Source organism: Streptomyces poonensis (assembly GCF_014650915.1).
GTDB classification, from domain to species: Bacteria; Actinomycetota; Actinomycetes; order Streptomycetales; family Streptomycetaceae; genus Streptomyces; species Streptomyces poonensis.
The window spans coordinates 137,306-152,599 of sequence record NZ_BMVW01000015.1; the positions used below are offsets into that span (position 1 = coordinate 137,306).

General features: G+C 72.7%; 19 protein-coding genes. 1 reads left to right on the top strand and 18 read right to left on the bottom strand.

Annotated elements, in window-relative coordinates; genetic code table 11:
• Positions 1-33: 33 nt before the first annotated feature.
• The 9 genes from trpA to hisI form a co-directional block, all read right to left on the bottom strand.
• The gene (gene trpA, locus IE242_RS29175; RefSeq protein ID WP_189864490.1) at positions 34-849 is read right to left on the bottom strand and encodes a tryptophan synthase subunit alpha; all 816 of its coding nucleotides are present in this window, start codon (positions 847-849) and stop codon (positions 34-36) included.
• Positions 846-2,132, bottom strand: a complete 1,287-nt coding sequence (trpB, locus tag IE242_RS29180) for a tryptophan synthase subunit beta (protein WP_189864492.1) — start codon at positions 2,130-2,132, stop codon at positions 846-848. The genes trpA and trpB overlap by 4 nt, the downstream gene beginning before the upstream one ends.
• 179 nt (positions 2,133-2,311) lie before the next feature.
• Positions 2,312-2,557: a tryptophan biosynthesis modulator TrpM gene (gene trpM, locus IE242_RS29185; protein WP_189864494.1), complete on the bottom strand. Its 246-nt coding sequence runs from the start codon at positions 2,555-2,557 to the stop codon at positions 2,312-2,314.
• An 8-nt stretch (positions 2,558-2,565) separates the two neighbouring features.
• Entirely contained in the window at positions 2,566-3,375 is an 810-nt protein-coding gene (gene trpC, locus IE242_RS29190; protein ID WP_189864496.1) for an indole-3-glycerol phosphate synthase TrpC, read from the bottom strand.
• A gap of 187 nt (positions 3,376-3,562) precedes the next feature.
• Positions 3,563-4,009 carry a DUF2752 domain-containing protein gene (locus tag IE242_RS29195; protein WP_189864499.1) on the bottom strand — a complete coding sequence of 149 codons (447 nt, stop codon included), beginning with the start codon at positions 4,007-4,009 and terminating at the stop codon, positions 3,563-3,565.
• Between the two features lie 131 nt (positions 4,010-4,140).
• A complete protein-coding gene (locus tag IE242_RS29200) occupies positions 4,141-4,374 on the bottom strand; it encodes an HGxxPAAW family protein (RefSeq protein ID WP_189864501.1) in 234 nt (77 codons plus the stop codon).
• A gap of 125 nt (positions 4,375-4,499) precedes the next feature.
• Positions 4,500-5,156: a TIGR02234 family membrane protein gene (locus IE242_RS29205; RefSeq protein ID WP_189864503.1), complete on the bottom strand. Its 657-nt coding sequence runs from the start codon at positions 5,154-5,156 to the stop codon at positions 4,500-4,502.
• Positions 5,157-5,249: 93 nt separating this feature from the next.
• Entirely contained in the window at positions 5,250-6,734 is a 1,485-nt protein-coding gene (locus IE242_RS29210) for an anthranilate synthase component I (RefSeq protein ID WP_189864505.1), read from the bottom strand.
• Between the two features lie 11 nt (positions 6,735-6,745).
• Positions 6,746-7,147, bottom strand: a complete 402-nt coding sequence (hisI, locus tag IE242_RS29215) for a phosphoribosyl-AMP cyclohydrolase (RefSeq protein WP_189864507.1) — start codon at positions 7,145-7,147, stop codon at positions 6,746-6,748.
• A gap of 176 nt (positions 7,148-7,323) precedes the next feature.
• Between hisI and IE242_RS29220 the strand changes: the two genes are divergently transcribed.
• A complete protein-coding gene (locus IE242_RS29220) occupies positions 7,324-7,959 on the top strand; it encodes a TIGR03085 family metal-binding protein (RefSeq protein ID WP_189864509.1) in 636 nt (211 codons plus the stop codon).
• Positions 7,960-7,984: 25 nt separating this feature from the next.
• Here the strand turns inward: IE242_RS29220 and IE242_RS29225 are convergent, their stop codons facing one another.
• The 9 genes from IE242_RS29225 to hisD all read right to left on the bottom strand — a co-directional run bounded on the left by IE242_RS29225 (position 7,985) and on the right by hisD (position 15,206).
• Complete coding sequence (locus IE242_RS29225) at positions 7,985-9,250, bottom strand: MFS transporter (protein ID WP_189864676.1); 1,266 nt, start codon at positions 9,248-9,250, stop codon at positions 7,985-7,987.
• Positions 9,251-9,348: 98 nt separating this feature from the next.
• A complete protein-coding gene (hisF, locus tag IE242_RS29230) occupies positions 9,349-10,104 on the bottom strand; it encodes an imidazole glycerol phosphate synthase subunit HisF (RefSeq protein ID WP_189864511.1) in 756 nt (251 codons plus the stop codon).
• A 31-nt stretch (positions 10,105-10,135) separates the two neighbouring features.
• A complete protein-coding gene (locus IE242_RS29235) occupies positions 10,136-10,546 on the bottom strand; it encodes a RidA family protein (protein ID WP_189864513.1) in 411 nt (136 codons plus the stop codon).
• A 32-nt stretch (positions 10,547-10,578) separates the two neighbouring features.
• On the bottom strand, positions 10,579-11,301 hold the full coding sequence (gene priA, locus IE242_RS29240) for a bifunctional 1-(5-phosphoribosyl)-5-((5-phosphoribosylamino)methylideneamino)imidazole-4-carboxamide isomerase/phosphoribosylanthranilate isomerase PriA (RefSeq protein WP_189864515.1): 723 nt from the start codon (positions 11,299-11,301) through the stop codon (positions 10,579-10,581).
• A 3-nt stretch (positions 11,302-11,304) separates the two neighbouring features.
• Complete coding sequence (gene hisH / locus IE242_RS29245; RefSeq protein WP_189864517.1) at positions 11,305-11,955, bottom strand: imidazole glycerol phosphate synthase subunit HisH; 651 nt, start codon at positions 11,953-11,955, stop codon at positions 11,305-11,307.
• Complete coding sequence (locus IE242_RS29250; protein WP_039655927.1) at positions 11,946-12,110, bottom strand: CG2302 family histidine operon protein; 165 nt, start codon at positions 12,108-12,110, stop codon at positions 11,946-11,948. Before IE242_RS29250 ends, hisH begins: the two co-directional genes overlap by 10 nt.
• Positions 12,107-12,700: an imidazoleglycerol-phosphate dehydratase HisB gene (gene hisB, locus IE242_RS29255; protein WP_189864520.1), complete on the bottom strand. Its 594-nt coding sequence runs from the start codon at positions 12,698-12,700 to the stop codon at positions 12,107-12,109. The genes IE242_RS29250 and hisB overlap by 4 nt, the downstream gene beginning before the upstream one ends.
• On the bottom strand, positions 12,697-13,848 hold the full coding sequence (locus IE242_RS29260; protein WP_189864678.1) for a histidinol-phosphate transaminase: 1,152 nt from the start codon (positions 13,846-13,848) through the stop codon (positions 12,697-12,699). Before IE242_RS29260 ends, hisB begins: the two co-directional genes overlap by 4 nt.
• A gap of 32 nt (positions 13,849-13,880) precedes the next feature.
• Entirely contained in the window at positions 13,881-15,206 is a 1,326-nt protein-coding gene (gene hisD, locus IE242_RS29265; protein ID WP_189864522.1) for a histidinol dehydrogenase, read from the bottom strand.
• Positions 15,207-15,294: the final 88 nt, after the last annotated feature.

Here is a 15,294-nt window from a genome sequence, read left to right on the forward strand (position 1 = left end):
ACCCGTTCGAGTGAGCGGGTGAGGTGATCCGCGTCAGACCGTCCCGCGCACACCCTGGGCGAGCTCGCCCGCCAGCGCCCGTACGGCCGCGAGGCCGGCCGCCTCGTCCGGCGCGTCCAGCATCCGCTTCACGAACGCCGAGCCGACGATCACGCCGTCGGCGAACCCGGCGACCTCGGCGGCCTGCGTGGCGTTGGAGACGCCGAGACCGACGCAGACCGGCAGGTCGGTGGTGGCGCGGGTGCGCCGGACCAGGTCCTCGGCCTGGGCGCCCACCGACTCGCGGGTGCCGGTGACGCCCATCAGCGAGGCCGCGTACACGAAGCCGGATCCGGCCTCGGTGATCTCCGCGAGCCGGGCGTCCTTGCTGCTGGGAGCGACGACGAAGACGGTGGCGAGACCGTGCTTCTCGGCGTGCTCCCGCCACAGGGCCGACTCCTGCACGGGCAGGTCGGGGAGGATGCAGCCCGCGCCGCCCGCCTCGGCCAGCTCGGCGGTGAAGCGCTCGACGCCGTAGCGGTCGATCGGGTTCCAGTACGTCATGACGAGGACGGGCTTGCCGGTGGCCTCGTGGGCCTCGCGCACCGTCCGCATCACGTCCGCGATGCGCACACCGCCGCGCAGGGCGATGTCGTCGGCGGTCTGGATGACCGGGCCGTCGAGGACGGGGTCGCTGTGCGGCAGGCCGACCTCGACGACGTCGGCGCCGCCGTCGAACACGGCCTTGATGGCCTCGATGCCGCCGTCCACGGTCGGGAACCCGGCCGGGAGGTAGGCGATGAGGGCGGACCGGCCCTCGGCCTTGGCTGCGGCCAGGGTGTCGGTCAGCAGCTGGACGTTCCCGCTCACTTGGCGTCCCCCTCGATCTCGGCGCCCTCGCCGGCCTCGTCCGCCGCGACGGCGGCGTCGGTGTCGTACAGCCCGAAGTAGCGGGCGGCCGTGTCCATGTCCTTGTCGCCGCGCCCGGACAGGTTGACGATGATCAGCCCGTCCTTGCCCAGCTCCTTGCCGACCTCCAGGGCACCCGCGAGGGCGTGGGCGCTCTCGATGGCCGGGATGATGCCCTCCGTCCGCGACAGGAGCCTGAGCGCCTGCATGGCGGCGTCGTCGGTGACCGCGCGGTACTCGCCGCGGCCGCTGTCCTTGAGGTAGGCGTGCTCGGGGCCGATGCCCGGGTAGTCCAGGCCGGCCGAGATGGAGTACGGCTCGGTGATCTGACCCTCGTCGTCCTGGAGGACGTACGACCGCGAGCCGTGCAGGATGCCGGGCTCGCCGGCGGTGAGGGTGGCCGCGTGCTCCCCGGTCTCCACGCCGTGCCCGGCGGGCTCGCAGCCGATGAGGCGGACGGAGCTGTCGGGGATGAACGCGTGGAAGAGGCCGATGGCGTTGGAGCCGCCGCCGACGCAGGCGACGGCGGCGTCGGGCAGCCGTCCGGCGCGCTCCAGGATCTGCCGGCGGGCCTCGACGCCGATGACGCGGTGGAAGTCACGGACCATGGCCGGGAAGGGGTGCGGTCCGGCGACGGTGCCGAAGAGGTAGTGGGTGCTGTCGACGTTGGCGACCCAGTCGCGGAACGCCTCGTTGATGGCGTCCTTCAGGGTGCGGCTGCCGGACTTCACGGCGATGACCTCGGCGCCGAGCATGCGCATGCGGGCGACGTTGAGGGCCTGGCGCTGGGTGTCGATCTCGCCCATGTAGATGGTGCACTCGAGCCCGAACAGCGCGCAGGCGGTGGCGGTCGCGACGCCGTGCTGGCCGGCGCCGGTCTCGGCGATGACGCGGGTCTTGCCCATGCGCTTGGTGAGCAGGGCCTGGCCCAGCACGTTGTTGATCTTGTGGGACCCGGTGTGGTTGAGGTCCTCGCGCTTGAGGAACACCCGGGCGCCGCCCGCGTGTTCGGCGAAGCGCGGCACCTCGGTCAGCGCGCTGGGCCGCCCGGTGTAGTGGACGAGCAGGTCGTCGAGCTCACGGGCGAACTCCGGGTCGGCCTTGGCCTTGTCGTACTCCACGGCGACCTCGTCCACGGCGGCGACGAGCGCCTCCGGGATGAACTTGCCGCCGAACGCGCCGAAGTACCCCTCGGCGCTGGGGACCTGACCCTCGGGGTCGGGAATGAAGAACTCGCTGGACATGCGGTTACCTCACAGGGGCATGAGCCCCGCTCAGAAGCTCGGACAGGGATCACGGTGACCACGCACGCGCACACCGGCCGGACGACGGAAGCATCGCGGTGCCGCACAGAACCGGACGACGCCGGGCGCCGGACCGCGGCCCGGCAGGGCAGCGCGGCGGCGCGGCAGTCTTCGTCGGCTCAGTCCACCCGCAGGGTGATCGCGCGTGCGTGCCCGGGCCATCGCATCCCGTTCACCTGGCCCGGCTCGTCACCGATCACATAGCGCACGCGGCGTCCGTGCACGCGCCGTGCCGGCGCCCGGCAGCCGCGCGGACGGCAGCCGCGGGCGAGCCGGGCATAGGGATCGAGAGGCCGCGCACAGCCGACGGCGCCGACCGGGCGGGTACCCGGACGGCGGCGGAGGCGGGCGCGGCGGGCCGTCATGCGAGAGGTCAGTCCCTTCCCTGCCGCAGCGCGGGGTGCTCCCCCGCGGCGACCAGGTCGGACACGGCCGTCTTCGGGTCGCGGCCGGTCACCAGGGACTCGCCCACGAGGACGGCGTCGGCGCCCGCGTTGGCGTACGCGATGAGGTCGTGCGGGCCGCGGACGCCGGACTCGGCGACCTTCACGATGCCCGCGGGGATCTCGGGGGCGACCCGCTCGAACGTGCCGCGGTCGACCTCCAGGGTCTTCAGGTTGCGCGCGTTGATGCCGATGACCTTGGCGCCCGCGGCCACCGCCCGCTCGGCCTCGTCCTCGTCGTGCGCCTCGACGAGCGGGGTGAGCCCGATGGACTCGGCGCGCTCGATCAGCGACTCCAGCGCCGGCTGCTCCAGGGCCGCGACGATCAGCAGCGCGAGGTCGGCGCCGTACGCGCGGGCCTCCCACAGCTGGTACGAGGTGACGATGAAGTCCTTGCGCAGGACGGGGATGTCGACCCGGGCGCGGACCGCCTCCAGGTCGGCGAGCGAGCCGCCGAAGCGGCGCTGCTCGGTGAGGACGGAGATGACGGAGGCGCCGCCGGCCTCGTAGTCGGCCGCCAGTCCGGCCGGGTCGGCGATCGCGGCCAGCGCGCCCTTGGACGGGCTGGAGCGCTTGACCTCGCAGATGACCTTGACGCCGTCGCCGCGGAGCGCGGCGACCCCGTCCTTGGCCGCCGGAGCCTGCGCCGCGCGCTCCTTGAGCTCGTCGAGGCTGACGCGCGCCTGCCGCTCCGCGAGGTCGGCACGGACTCCGTCGATGATCTCGTCGAGCACACTCACGCGAGCGGCCCCCTTCCTGACGGTGGACGTTGCAGCGGTTCGAGAGGCCGCCGGGGCGGGCGGACCCTCTCCCGCGGGCCGGCGTCTGTGAAGCGGGCCAACGGGTCACTGCGATGGTATCCGGAGGAAGGCGTAGGCCTCGCATCCGGTTGACGCCAGTCCCACTACCTGGACGTTCACCATTTGATCAAGGATGGAGCCAGCCACCGAACGGCAGGTTCCGGACAACGGTGAAGACCAGCACGAACGCGCCCAGCGACCACAGTGCGACAGGTGCGAGGACCAGGCGCAGCGGCCGGCCGCGGACCGCGTGGACCACCCACACGGTCCACACCGCCGCGAACCCCAGGAAAGCGCCCACGGCCAGCGCGTTGGCCGTGAGGGCGGTCGCCAGGTCCCCGTGCGCGAACGCGTGGGCGGCGCGCAGTCCGCCGCAGCCCGGGCAGTACAGGCCGGTGAGGTGCAGCAGCGGGCAGACCGGGTAGTGGCCGGGCTCGTTGGGGTCCACGGCGGCGACGTAGGCGAAGGCGCCGGTCACGGCCGCGAGCACGCCCGCGGGGACGGCGAGCCGCCGCGGCAGGGCACCGGCCCGGCCCGGCGCCACCTCACGGCTGTCGGTGTTCACATCACGCATTGTGCCCGGAGCGGGCCTCACACGCGCGTGTGAGAGATGATCCCGTGGTCCCGTGACCCCGCCGCACGCGCGCGAGGGGCGGCCCCGGCACCGAAGCCGGGGAGCCGCCCCTCGCGGACGTCGTACGGACGTCAGCTCTTGGCGCCCGCGACCTGGTGCACCGGGTGGGCGTCCTTCGACTGGCCGAGGCCCATCATGCGCATGACGCCGCCGACGACGCCGCCGAGGAGGACGACGACCATGCTGGCCCAGAAGCCCACCGGGTGGGCCGCCACCATGAAGGCGCCGGCAGCGCAGAAACCGATGAAGGCGATGATGACACCGGTCCAGGCGGCCGGGGTGTGACCGTGGCTGCTGCCCGCCATGACTTGCTCCTCGTTGATGTGTGGTGCGATGCGTGGGTGAGCCGTACGCTCGCTGTCCATTGTCCCGTACGCGCGCGCGGGGGGCTCGACGGGGGTCGCCTCCCGTGGCCGGGGCACCTGGGGCGTCAGGAGCCCGTCGGGTCCTCGCCGCGGTCGAGGGCCTTCCACAGGTCCTCGGGCCGGTCCGGGTCCATGGCCCTGGTCTCCTTGCGCGGGCGGGGCGTCCCGTCGCGCTCGTAGCGGCCGGACATCGCGGGCCAGAGCCTGCCGTACCGCAGCGCCAGCAGTCCGGCCAGCAGGAGCAGCACGCCGCCCGCGGCCGCCACGTACGGCCAGCCGGTGTGGCTGAGCGCCGCCACCGTGGCGGAGGTGTCGCCGGTCGCCTGTGCGGCCTTCTCGTCGAGCGCGGCCCGGTCGGAGACACCGAGCAGCGCGGCGGCGACGGTGCCGGCGCCGGAGAGCGCGAGCAGCACGGCGACGAGGACGCGTCCGGCGCGGCGGACGGCGAACACGGCGACGAGCGCGGCCAGGCCCACGATCGCGAGGGACGCGGGCACGCCCGTGACGTCGCTGCCCTTGGCGGTCAGCGGGAAGTCGCCGCCCGCGACGGACGCGGTCGCCGCCGACCAGCGCTGCCGGGAGGAGAGCAGCGCCACGGCGGCGCCGAGCGCACCGCACAGCAGCGCCACGGCGAGGCTGCGCCGGCCGGAGCGGCCGGGCCGGGCGGGCCGGGGATACGCGGGGCTGGAGGAGGGGTGAGGTACTGCGGTCACGTACTCCACTATCGCCTGAACCCCGGGCGTTCCGTCACCCGGGGTTCACCGCCGCCTGGCCCGGGGGCGGCGCGGAGACCCGTTCCGCGCCCGCCACCAGGGCTAACGCCGCTGCCCGAGCCGGTTCGCCGTGTGCACCGCGCGGAGCACGGCCGCCGCCTTGTTACGGCACTCGGCGTCCTCGGCGGCCGGGTCGGAGTCGGCGACGACGCCCGCGCCCGCCTGTACGTACGCCGTGCCGTCGCGCAGCAGGGCGGTGCGGATGGCGATGGCGGTGTCGGAGTCGCCCGCGAAGTCCAGATAGCCGACGCAGCCGCCGTACAGGCCGCGGCGGGACGGCTCCAGCTCGTCGATGATCTGCATCGCGCGGGGCTTCGGCGCGCCGGAGAGCGTGCCGGCGGGGAAGCAGGCGGTCAGCACGTCGAAGGCGGTGCGGCCCGCGGCGACCCGGCCGGTCACGGTGGACACGATGTGCATGACGTGCGAGTACCGCTCGATGGACATGAAGTCGACGACCTCGACGGAGCCGGGCTCGCAGACCCGTCCGAGGTCGTTGCGGCCCAGGTCGACGAGCATGAGGTGCTCGGCGCGCTCCTTGGGGTCGGCGAGCAGCTCCTCGGCGAGGGCCTGGTCCTCCTGCGGGGTGCCGCCGCGGGGCCGGGTGCCCGCGATGGGGTGCACCATGGCCTGCCCGTCCTCGACCTTGACGAGCGCCTCGGGGGACGAGCCGACGACGTCGAACCCGTCGAACCGGAACAGGTACATGTACGGCGAGGGGTTGGTGGCCCGCAGCACCCGGTACACGTCGAGGGCGCTCGCGGTGCACGGCGTCTCGAACCGCTGCGACGGTACGACCTGGAAGGCCTCGCCCGCGCGGATGCGCTCCTTGATGTCGTCCACGGCCCGCTGGTAGTCGGGGCCGCCCCACCGCGCGGTGTACTCGGGCAGTTCGGAGGGCGGCAGGGTGGCCGGGGGCTGGGCGACCGGGCGGGAGAGGTCCGCCTCCATGGTGTCGAGGCGGGCGACCGCGTCGGCGTAGGCCTCGTCGACGCCGGTGTCGAGGTCGTTGTGGTTGATCGCGTTGGCGATCAGCAGGACCGAGCCCTCCCAGTGGTCCATGACCGCGAGGTCGCTGCTGAGGAGCATGGTCAGCTCGGGGAGCCGCAGGTCGTCGCGCTCTCCCGGGCCGATCTTCTCCAGGCGGCGCACGATGTCGTAGCCGAGGTAGCCGACCATGCCGCCGGTGAAGGGCGGCAGGCCGTCCTGGCGCGGGGTGTGCAGCGCCTCGACGGTGGCGCGCAGGGCGGCCAGCGGGTCGCCGCCGACGGGGACGCCGACCGGTGGGGTGCCGAGCCAGTGCGCCTGGCCGTCGCGCGCGGTCAGTGTCGCGGCGGAGCGCACGCCGATGAAGGAGTACCGCGACCAGGAGCGGCCGTTCTCCGCGGACTCCAGCAGGAAGGTGCCGGGGCGCTCGGCGGCGAGCTTGCGGTACAGCGCGACCGGGGTGTCGCCGTCGGCGAGGAGCTTGCGGGTGACGGGGATGACGCGGCGGTCGGTGGCCAGCTTGCGGAACGTCTCGAGGTCCATGGCGGCCGACCCTACTGATCCGGGCCGGACGCGGCGGAACCGGCGTCCTTCAGCAGCACGTCCTCGTCGAAGCAGGTGCGGGCACCGGTGTGGCAGGCGGCGCCCACCTGGTCGACCTTGACCAGCAGGGTGTCGGCGTCGCAGTCCAGGGCGACGGACCTCACCCACTGGAAGTGGCCGGAGGTGTCGCCCTTCACCCAGTACTCCCGGCGGCTGCGCGACCAGTACGTGCAGCGGCCGGTGGTGAGCGTGCGGTGCAGCGCCTCGTCGTCCATCCAGCCGAGCATGAGCACCTCACCGGTGTCGTACTGCTGGGCGATGGCCGGGAGGAGTCCGTCGGCGCTGCGCTTGAGGCGCGCGGCGATCGCGGGGTCCAGGCCGCTGGGGGTGCGGGGCGGGGGCGTACTGGTCATGGGGGCCATTGTGCCGCGCCGCGCGGACCTCCCCGCGCGGCTGTCCACGGGCCGGAACGCGCGGGGCGCGCGGCGGTGTGACCGGCGGGCGCCCGGCCTCCTCCGTAGTGGACACATTCGCGCCGTCGCACGGACTGCACTGGGCGCACCCGCCACCCGGCCGTAGGCTGGCTGCCATGTCGACCCATGCCAAGCGCGAACGACTTCTGCTCGCCGACCTGTTGGAGGCGGCGGGCCCCGACGCGCCGACCCTGTGCGAGGGCTGGCGCACCCGTGACCTCGCCGCGCACGTGGTCATCCGCGAGCGTCGTCCGGACGCCGCCGGGGGCGCCTTCGTCAAGCCGCTCGCGTCGCGGCTGGAGAAGGTGATGGCGGAGTACGCCGGCAAACCGTACGAGGAACTGGTCCAGCTCGTCCGTACCGGGCCACCGCGCTTCTCGCCGTTCTCCCTGAAGCAGATCGACGAGGCCGCGAACATCGTCGAGTTCTACGTCCACGCCGAGGACGTGCGCCGTGCCCAGCCCGACTGGACGCGGCGCGAGCTGGACCCGGTCTTCCAGAACGCGCTCTGGTCCCGTCTGGAGCGCATGGCCCGGCTGATGGGCCGCGGCGCCCCGACGGGCGTGGTGCTGCGCCGTCCGGACGGCCAGACGGCGGTCGCCCACAAGGGCACTCCGGTCGTCACCGTCACCGGGGAACCCTCGGAGCTGCTGCTGTTCCTGTACGGCCGGCAGCAGACGGCCGACGTGGAGCTGGACGGCGACAAGGAGGCGATCGCGCGGCTGCACGAGACGAAGCAGCTGGGTATCTGAGCGGCGCGGTCCCGGCCCGCCGGGCTCAGCGTGGCAGCTGGGCCCGGCGCAGGTCGCGGACGCACAGCGGCAGTACCCCGCCGAGGCCGCAGACCGCGGCGCTGACGGCGAAGACCGGGCCCGTGCCCCAGACCCCGATCGCCGTAGCGGACAGCGGCATGCCGAGCGGGGCGATGCCGAGGCTGACGATGCCGGCGACGGAGCTGACGCGGCCCAGGTAGGCGGGGTCGGACTGGGTCTGCAGCAGCGCGCCGCACAGGGCGCCGCTGAGACCGGTGAGCAGGCCGACGAGCACGGCCACGCCCACGGCCGCCGCCACGCCCGACGCGTGCGGGAGCGCCCCGATCGCTACCGAACCCGCGAGGATGCTCACCGCCATGACATACCCGGCGTGCGGCAGGCGCCCGCGCACGGCCAGCAGCAGCGCCGCCGCCCCCGCGCCCGCGCCGAAGCCCGCGAGCACCCAGCCCGCGCCGGACGCGCCCCAGCCCCGTTCCTGGGCGAGCAGGGTCAGACCGACGTTCAGCGGGCCGACGAAGCCCAGGTCGCCGAGGGCGATGCCGATCACCAGCGGGCCGAGGACGCGGTGGTGGCGGATGTAGCGGAGCCCGTCCTTCAGGTCGCGCCACGGGGTGTGTCCCGCAACCTGGTCGTCGGCGGGCAGCTCGCCGATCCGTACGCCGACCAGCAGCGGCAACGACACCGCGATCAGCAGTCCGGCCAGCCCGAACGCGGCGGCGGGACCGCCCAGCGCCACGGCGAAGCCGCTCAGCGGCCCGCCCACCACGGCGGAGAAGCGGATGGCGAGGCCGCGCAGGCCCTGGACGCGGGTGAGCTGGTCAGAGGTGGTGATACGGGCCGGCAGGGCGCCCACGGCCGGCATGAACACGGCGTCGACGGTGCCGAAGACGAGGGACAGCACCACCAGCGGCCACAGCCCCGGGCTCGCCAGGAACAGCAGGGCGGCCACCACCAGCACGGTCACGCAGCGCACGGCGTCGCTGCCGATGACGACCCTCCGGGGCCCGAACCGGTCGGCGACGACGCCCCCGAACAGCATGAACAGGGCGCGCGGCAGGGCGCTCAGCGCCGTCACGATCCCGGCCTGCGCGGGCGTACCGGCCTGGACGGCGGCCCACGAGAGCGCCAGGTAGTAGACGTTGTCGCCGAGCATCGACGCGGTGTAGGCACCGAGCCAGCGCAGGACGTTGCGGTCGCGGTGGGCGGGCCCGTATGCGGGCTTCTCGAACGCAGCGGTTGCGCGTGTCTTCGGCGGGGCGGCTATCGCCATGTGATCGGTCACCGGGCAAGGCTACGAGGCCCTTGCCGGGCGCCGAAAAACCCCGGCCACCCGTGGGTTGGCCGGGGCATATGCGGTGCGCACGATCATCACCGCACGGGGTGGCCCGCCTGACGCAGCGTCTCCTTGACTTCGCCGATGCGAAGATCACCGAAGTGGAACACCGACGCGGCCAGCACGGCGTCCGCGCCCGCGGCGACGGCCGGCGGGAAGTCCGACAGCCTGCCCGCGCCGCCGGAGGCGATGACCGGGACGGTGACGTGCTTGCGGACGGCCTCGATCATCTCGATGTCGTAGCCGTCCTTGGTGCCGTCGGCGTCCATCGAGTTCAGCAGGATCTCGCCCGCGCCCAGCTCGGCGGCCCGGTGCGCCCACTCGACCGCGTCGATGCCGGTGCCCTTGCGGCCGCCGTGGGTGGTGACCTCGAAGGAGCCGGTCTCCGTACGGCGGGCGTCCACCGAGAGCACCAGGACCTGTCGGCCGAAGCGCTCGGCGATCTCGCGGATGAGGTCGGGGCGGGCGATGGCGGCGGTGTTCACGCCGACCTTGTCCGCGCCCGCCCGCAGCAGTTTGTCCACGTCCTCGGCCGTGCGGACGCCGCCGCCGACCGTCAGCGGGATGAAGACCTGCTCGGCGGTGCGGCGCACCACGTCGTACGTGGTCTCGCGGTTGCCGGACGACGCGGTGATGTCCAGGAACGTCAGCTCGTCGGCACCCTCGGCGTCGTACACCTTGGCCATCTCGACGGGGTCGCCCGCGTCGCGCAGGTTCTGGAAGTTGACGCCCTTGACGACCCGGCCGTTGTCCACGTCCAGGCAGGGGATGACTCGGACCGCCAGGGTCATGAATCCACGGCTCCTCACAGTTACGGCATGATTACTTTATGGCTTGATCCGGGCCCCGGAAGGCCTCCAGTTCCACTTCGACCAGGATGCGGGAGTCGATGAAGTTCTCCACGACCAGCAGCGTCGCCACCGGACGCACCGCGTCGAAGAGCTCTTTGTGGGCCCGCCCCACCTCGTCGACGTCCCGCTGGTGGGTCAGGTACATCCTCGTGCGGATCACCGACTCGACGCCGAGCCCGAACTCCGCGATCGCCTCGACCGCGTTGGTGAAGGCCACCTTCGCCTGCTCGTACGGGTCGCCCTCCCCGTACAGCACATCGCCCTTGAAGGACGTCGTGCCGGCCACCAGCACGCGGTCGCCCGCCGCGACGGCGCGTGCGAAACCGAAGGACTCTTCCCAGGGACTACCGCTCTGCACGCGCCGTACGGCTTCGGAGGTCATGACACCGCATCCCTCTTCACAGTTTCACGAGTTCACGACGTGGCCTCGAGGGCCTCTTCCAGGGTGAACGCCTTGGCGTACAGGGCCTTCCCGACGATGGCGCCCTCGACACCGTGAGGCACCAGGGAGGCGATGGCCCGCAGGTCGTCCAGCGAGGACACGCCGCCGGACGCCACGACCGGGCGGTCCGTCGCCGCGCAGACGTTCTTGAGCAGCTCCAGATTGGGGCCCTGGAGCGTGCCGTCCTTGGCGATGTCGGTGACGACGTACCGGGCGCAGCCCTCCTTGTTGAGGCGCTCCAGCGTCTCGTAGAGGTCGCCGCCGTCGCGGGTCCAGCCGCGGCCGCGGAGCGTGGTGCCCCGTACGTCGAGACCGACCGCGATCTTGTCGCCGTGCTCGGCGATGACCTTGGCGACCCACTCGGGGGTCTCCAGGGCGGCCGTGCCCAGGTTGACGCGGGTGCAGCCGGTGGCGAGGGCGGCGGCGAGGGTGTCGTCGTCGCGGATGCCGCCGGACAGCTCCACCTTGATGTCCATGGCCTTCGCGACCTCGGCGATCAGTTCCCGGTTGTCACCGGTCCCGAACGCGGCGTCCAGGTCGACCAGGTGCAGCCACTCGGCGCCCGACCGCTGCCAGGCGAGGGCGGCCTCCAGCGGGGAGCCGTAGGAGGTCTCCGTGCCGGACTCGCCGTGCACGAGGCGGACGGCCTGGCCGTCACGGACGTCGACGGCGGGGAGGAGTTCGAGCTTGGCCATGGTCTACAGGGTTCCGATCCAGTTGGTGAGCAGCTGCGCTCCGGCGTCGCCGGACTTCTCGGGGTGGAACTGGGTGGCCCACAGGGCGCCGTTCTCGACGGCCGCCACGAACGGCCTGCCGTGCGTCGACCAGGTCACCAGGGGGGCCTTCATGGTCGGGTTCGCGGTCTCCAGGGACCAGTCGTGGACGGCGTAGGAGTGCACGAAGTAGAAGCGTGCGTCGTCGTCCAGGCCAGCGAACAGCTCCGAACCGGCCGGGGCGTCCACCGTGTTCCAGCCCATGTGGGGCACGATGTCGGCCTTCAGCGGCTCGACCGCGCCCGGCCACTCGTCGAGGCCCTCGGTCTCCTCGCCGTGCTCGATGCCGCGCGCGAACAGGATCTGCATGCCGACGCAGATGCCCATCACGGGGCGTCCGCCGGCCAGCCGCCGCCCGACGACCCAGTCGCCGCGCGCCTCCTTCAGACCGCGCATGCAGGCGGCGAAGGCGCCGACACCGGGGACCAGCAGGCCGTCCGCGTTCATGGCCTTGTCGTAGTCACGGGTGATCTCGACGTCGGCGCCCGCGCGCGCGAGGGCACGCTCGGCCGACCGGACGTTGCCGAAGCCGTAGTCGAAGACCACGACCTTCTTGGAAGGGGCGCTCAATTCCACACCTCCAGCCTCATGACACCCGCGACAAGACACATGGCCGCGCCGATCGAGAGCAGCACGATCAGGCTCGTGGGCATCTTCTGCTTGACGAACGAGATGATCCCGCCGACCAGGAAGAGTCCGACGACGATCAGGAGGGTCGACAGGCCGGTCACAGCGCACCCTTCGTGGAAGGCAGGATGCCGGCCGCGCGCGGGTCGCGCTCGCTGGCGTACCGCAGGGCCCGGGCCAGCGCCTTGAACTGGCACTCCACGATGTGGTGGGCGTTGCGCCCGTACGGCACGTGGACGTGCAGCGCGATCTGGGCCTGGGCGACGAAGGACTCCAGGATGTGCCGGGTCATCGTCACGTCGTACTCGCCGATCATCGGCGCCATGTTCTCGGGCTCGGTGTGCACGAGGTACGGGCGGCCGGAGAGGTCGACGGTGACCTGGGCGAGGGACTCGTCCAGCGGGACCGTGCAGTTGCCGAAGCGGTAGATGCCCACCTTGTCGCCGAGGGCCTGCTTGAAGGCGGCGCCGAGGGCGAGCGCGGTGTCCTCGATGGTGTGGTGCGAGTCGATGTGCAGATCGCCCTCGGTCTTGACCGTGAGGTCGAAGAGGCCGTGGCGGCCGAGCTGGTCGAGCATGTGGTCGTAGAAGCCGACGCCGGTCTTGATGTCGGTCTTCCCGGTGCCGTCGAGGTCGATCTCGACGAGGACCGAGGTCTCCTTGGTGGTGCGCTCCACGCGTCCTACGCGGCTCATGCCTTCTGCTCCTTCGGGGGTGCGGAGGTGTCCCCCGCAGAACCCATTAGTTCACGTACCGCGTCGAGGAACGCGTCGTTCTCGGCGGGAGTTCCGGCGGTGACCCGCAGCCACCCCGGCACGCCGTTGTCCCGGACCAGGACGCCCCGGTCGAGGATCGCCCGCCATGCCTTGTGGGCGCCGTCCTCGCCGTCGAACCGCCCGAACTGCACGAAGTTCGCGTCCGACTCGGTCACCTCGTAGCCGATGGCGCGCAGCTCCGCGACCAGCCGGTCGCGCTCCGCCTTGAGCTGCTCGACGTAGCCCAGCAGCGTGTCGGTGTGCTCCAGGGCGGCCAGCGCGGTCGCCTGGGTGACGGCCGACAGGTGGTACGGCAGCCGTACGAGCTGTACGGCGTCCACCACGGCCGGGTGCGCGGCGAGGTAGCCGAGGCGCAGGCCGGCGGCGCCGAACGCCTTGGACATCGTGCGCGAGATCACCAGGTTCGGGCGGCCCTTCAGCAGCGGCAGCAGCGAGGCGCCGTGGCTGAACTCGATGTACGCCTCGTCGACCACGACCATCGACGGCTTGGCCGCCTGCGCGGCCTCGTACAGGGCGAGGACCGTCTCCTGGGGGACCGCGTTGCCCGTGGGGTTGTTGGGCGTGGTGACGAAGACCACGTCCGGGCGGTGCTCGGCGATGGCCTTCTCGGCCGCCGCGAGGTCGATCGTGAAGTCGTCGCCCCGGGGTCCGGAGATCCAGCCGGTGCCGGTCCCGCGCGCGATGAGGCCGTGCATCGAGTACGAGGGCTCGAAGCCGATCGCGGTGCGGCCGGGTCCGCCGAAGGTCTGCAGGAGCTGCTGGATGACCTCGTTGGAGCCGTTGGCCGCCCAGACGTTCTCGGTGGAGACCGGGTGGCCGCCCGTCTTCGTCAGGTACTCGGCCAGCTTCGTGCGCAGTTCGACCGCGTCCCGGTCGGGGTAGCGGTTGAGGTCGCGGGCCGCCTCGCGCACCCGCTCGGCGATCCGTTCGACGAGCGGTTCGGGCAGCGGGTACGGGTTCTCGTTGGTGTTGAGGCGTACGGGGACGTCCAGCTGGGGTGCGCCGTAGGGGGACTTGCCGCGCAGCTCGTCCCGTACGGGAAGGTCGTCGATCTTTACGTCGGTCACGTCGGTCACGTCGGTCACGTCGGTCACGTCGGTCACTTGCTCTCCGGCACCTTCCAGCCGAACCGCGCCTTGATCGCCGCGCCGTGCGCGGGCAGGTCCTCCGCCTCCGCCAGCGTCACCACGTGGTGCGCGACCTCGGCGAGCGCGTCCCGCGTGTAGTCGACGATGTGGATGCCGCGCAGGAAGGACTGGACGGACAGGCCGGAGGAGTGGCAGGCGCAGCCGCCGGTGGGCAGGACGTGGTTGGAGCCGGCCGCGTAGTCGCCGAGCGAGACCGGGGCCCAGGGGCCGACGAAGACGGCGCCCGCGTTGACGACGCGCTCGGCGAGCGCCGCCGCGTCCGCGGTCTGGATCTCCAGGTGCTCGGCGCCGTAGGCGTTGACGACGCGGAGGCCCTCCTCGATGCCGTCGACGAGGACGATGGCGGACTGCGGACCCGCGAGGGCCGGGCGGATCCGGTCCTCGATGTGCTTGGTGGCCGCGACCTGCGGCTCCAGCTCCTTGGCGACCGCGTCGGCCAGTGTGACCGAGTCGGTGACGAGGACGGCGGCGGCCAGCGGGTCGTGCTCGGCCTGGCTGATCAGGTCGGAGGCGACGTGCGCCGGGTCGGCGGTGTCGTCCGCGAGGACCGCGATCTCGGTCGGGCCGGCCTCGGCGTCGATGCCGATGACACCGGTGAAGTAGCGCTTGGCCGCGGCGACCCAGATGTTGCCGGGGCCGGTGACCATGTTGGCGGGCGGGCAGGACTCGGTGCCGTACGCGAACATCGCGACCGCGGTGGCGCCGCCGGCCGCGTACACCTCGTCGACGCCGAGCAGCGCGCAGGCCGCGAGGATCGTCGGGTGCGGGAGACCGCCGAACTCGGCCTGGGCCGGGGAGGCGAGCGCGATGGAGCCGACGCCGGCCTCCTGCGCGGGCACCACGTTCATGATCACGGACGAGGGGTAGACCGACCGGCCGCCGGGCGCGTACAGCCCGACGCGCTCGACCGGCACCCACTTCTCGGTGACCGTGCCGCCGGGGACGACCTGGGTGGTGTGCGTGGAGCGGCGCTGCTCGCGGTGGACGATGCGGGCGCGGCGGATGGACTCCTCCAGGGCCGCGCGGACGGCCGGATCGAGCTGCTCCAGAGCCTCGGTGAGGGCCTCGGCCGGGACCCGTACCGTCTCCAGGCGGACGCCGTCGAACTTCTCCGCGAACTCGATCAGCGCCGCGTCGCCCCGATGATGCACGGCCTCGCAGATGGGACGCACCTTCTCCAGGGCGGCCGCGACGTCGAAGTCGGCTCGGGGCAGCAGGTCGCGCAGGGCGGGTCCCTCGGGGAGGGCGTCGCCGCGCAGATCGATTCGGGAGATCACAGGGCCAATTCTCTCAGACGCGCGCGGAGAGCCGTGCGCGCGTTCCAGTGGCTGATACACGGCCGGCGGGGAACCCCGAAGATCGCCT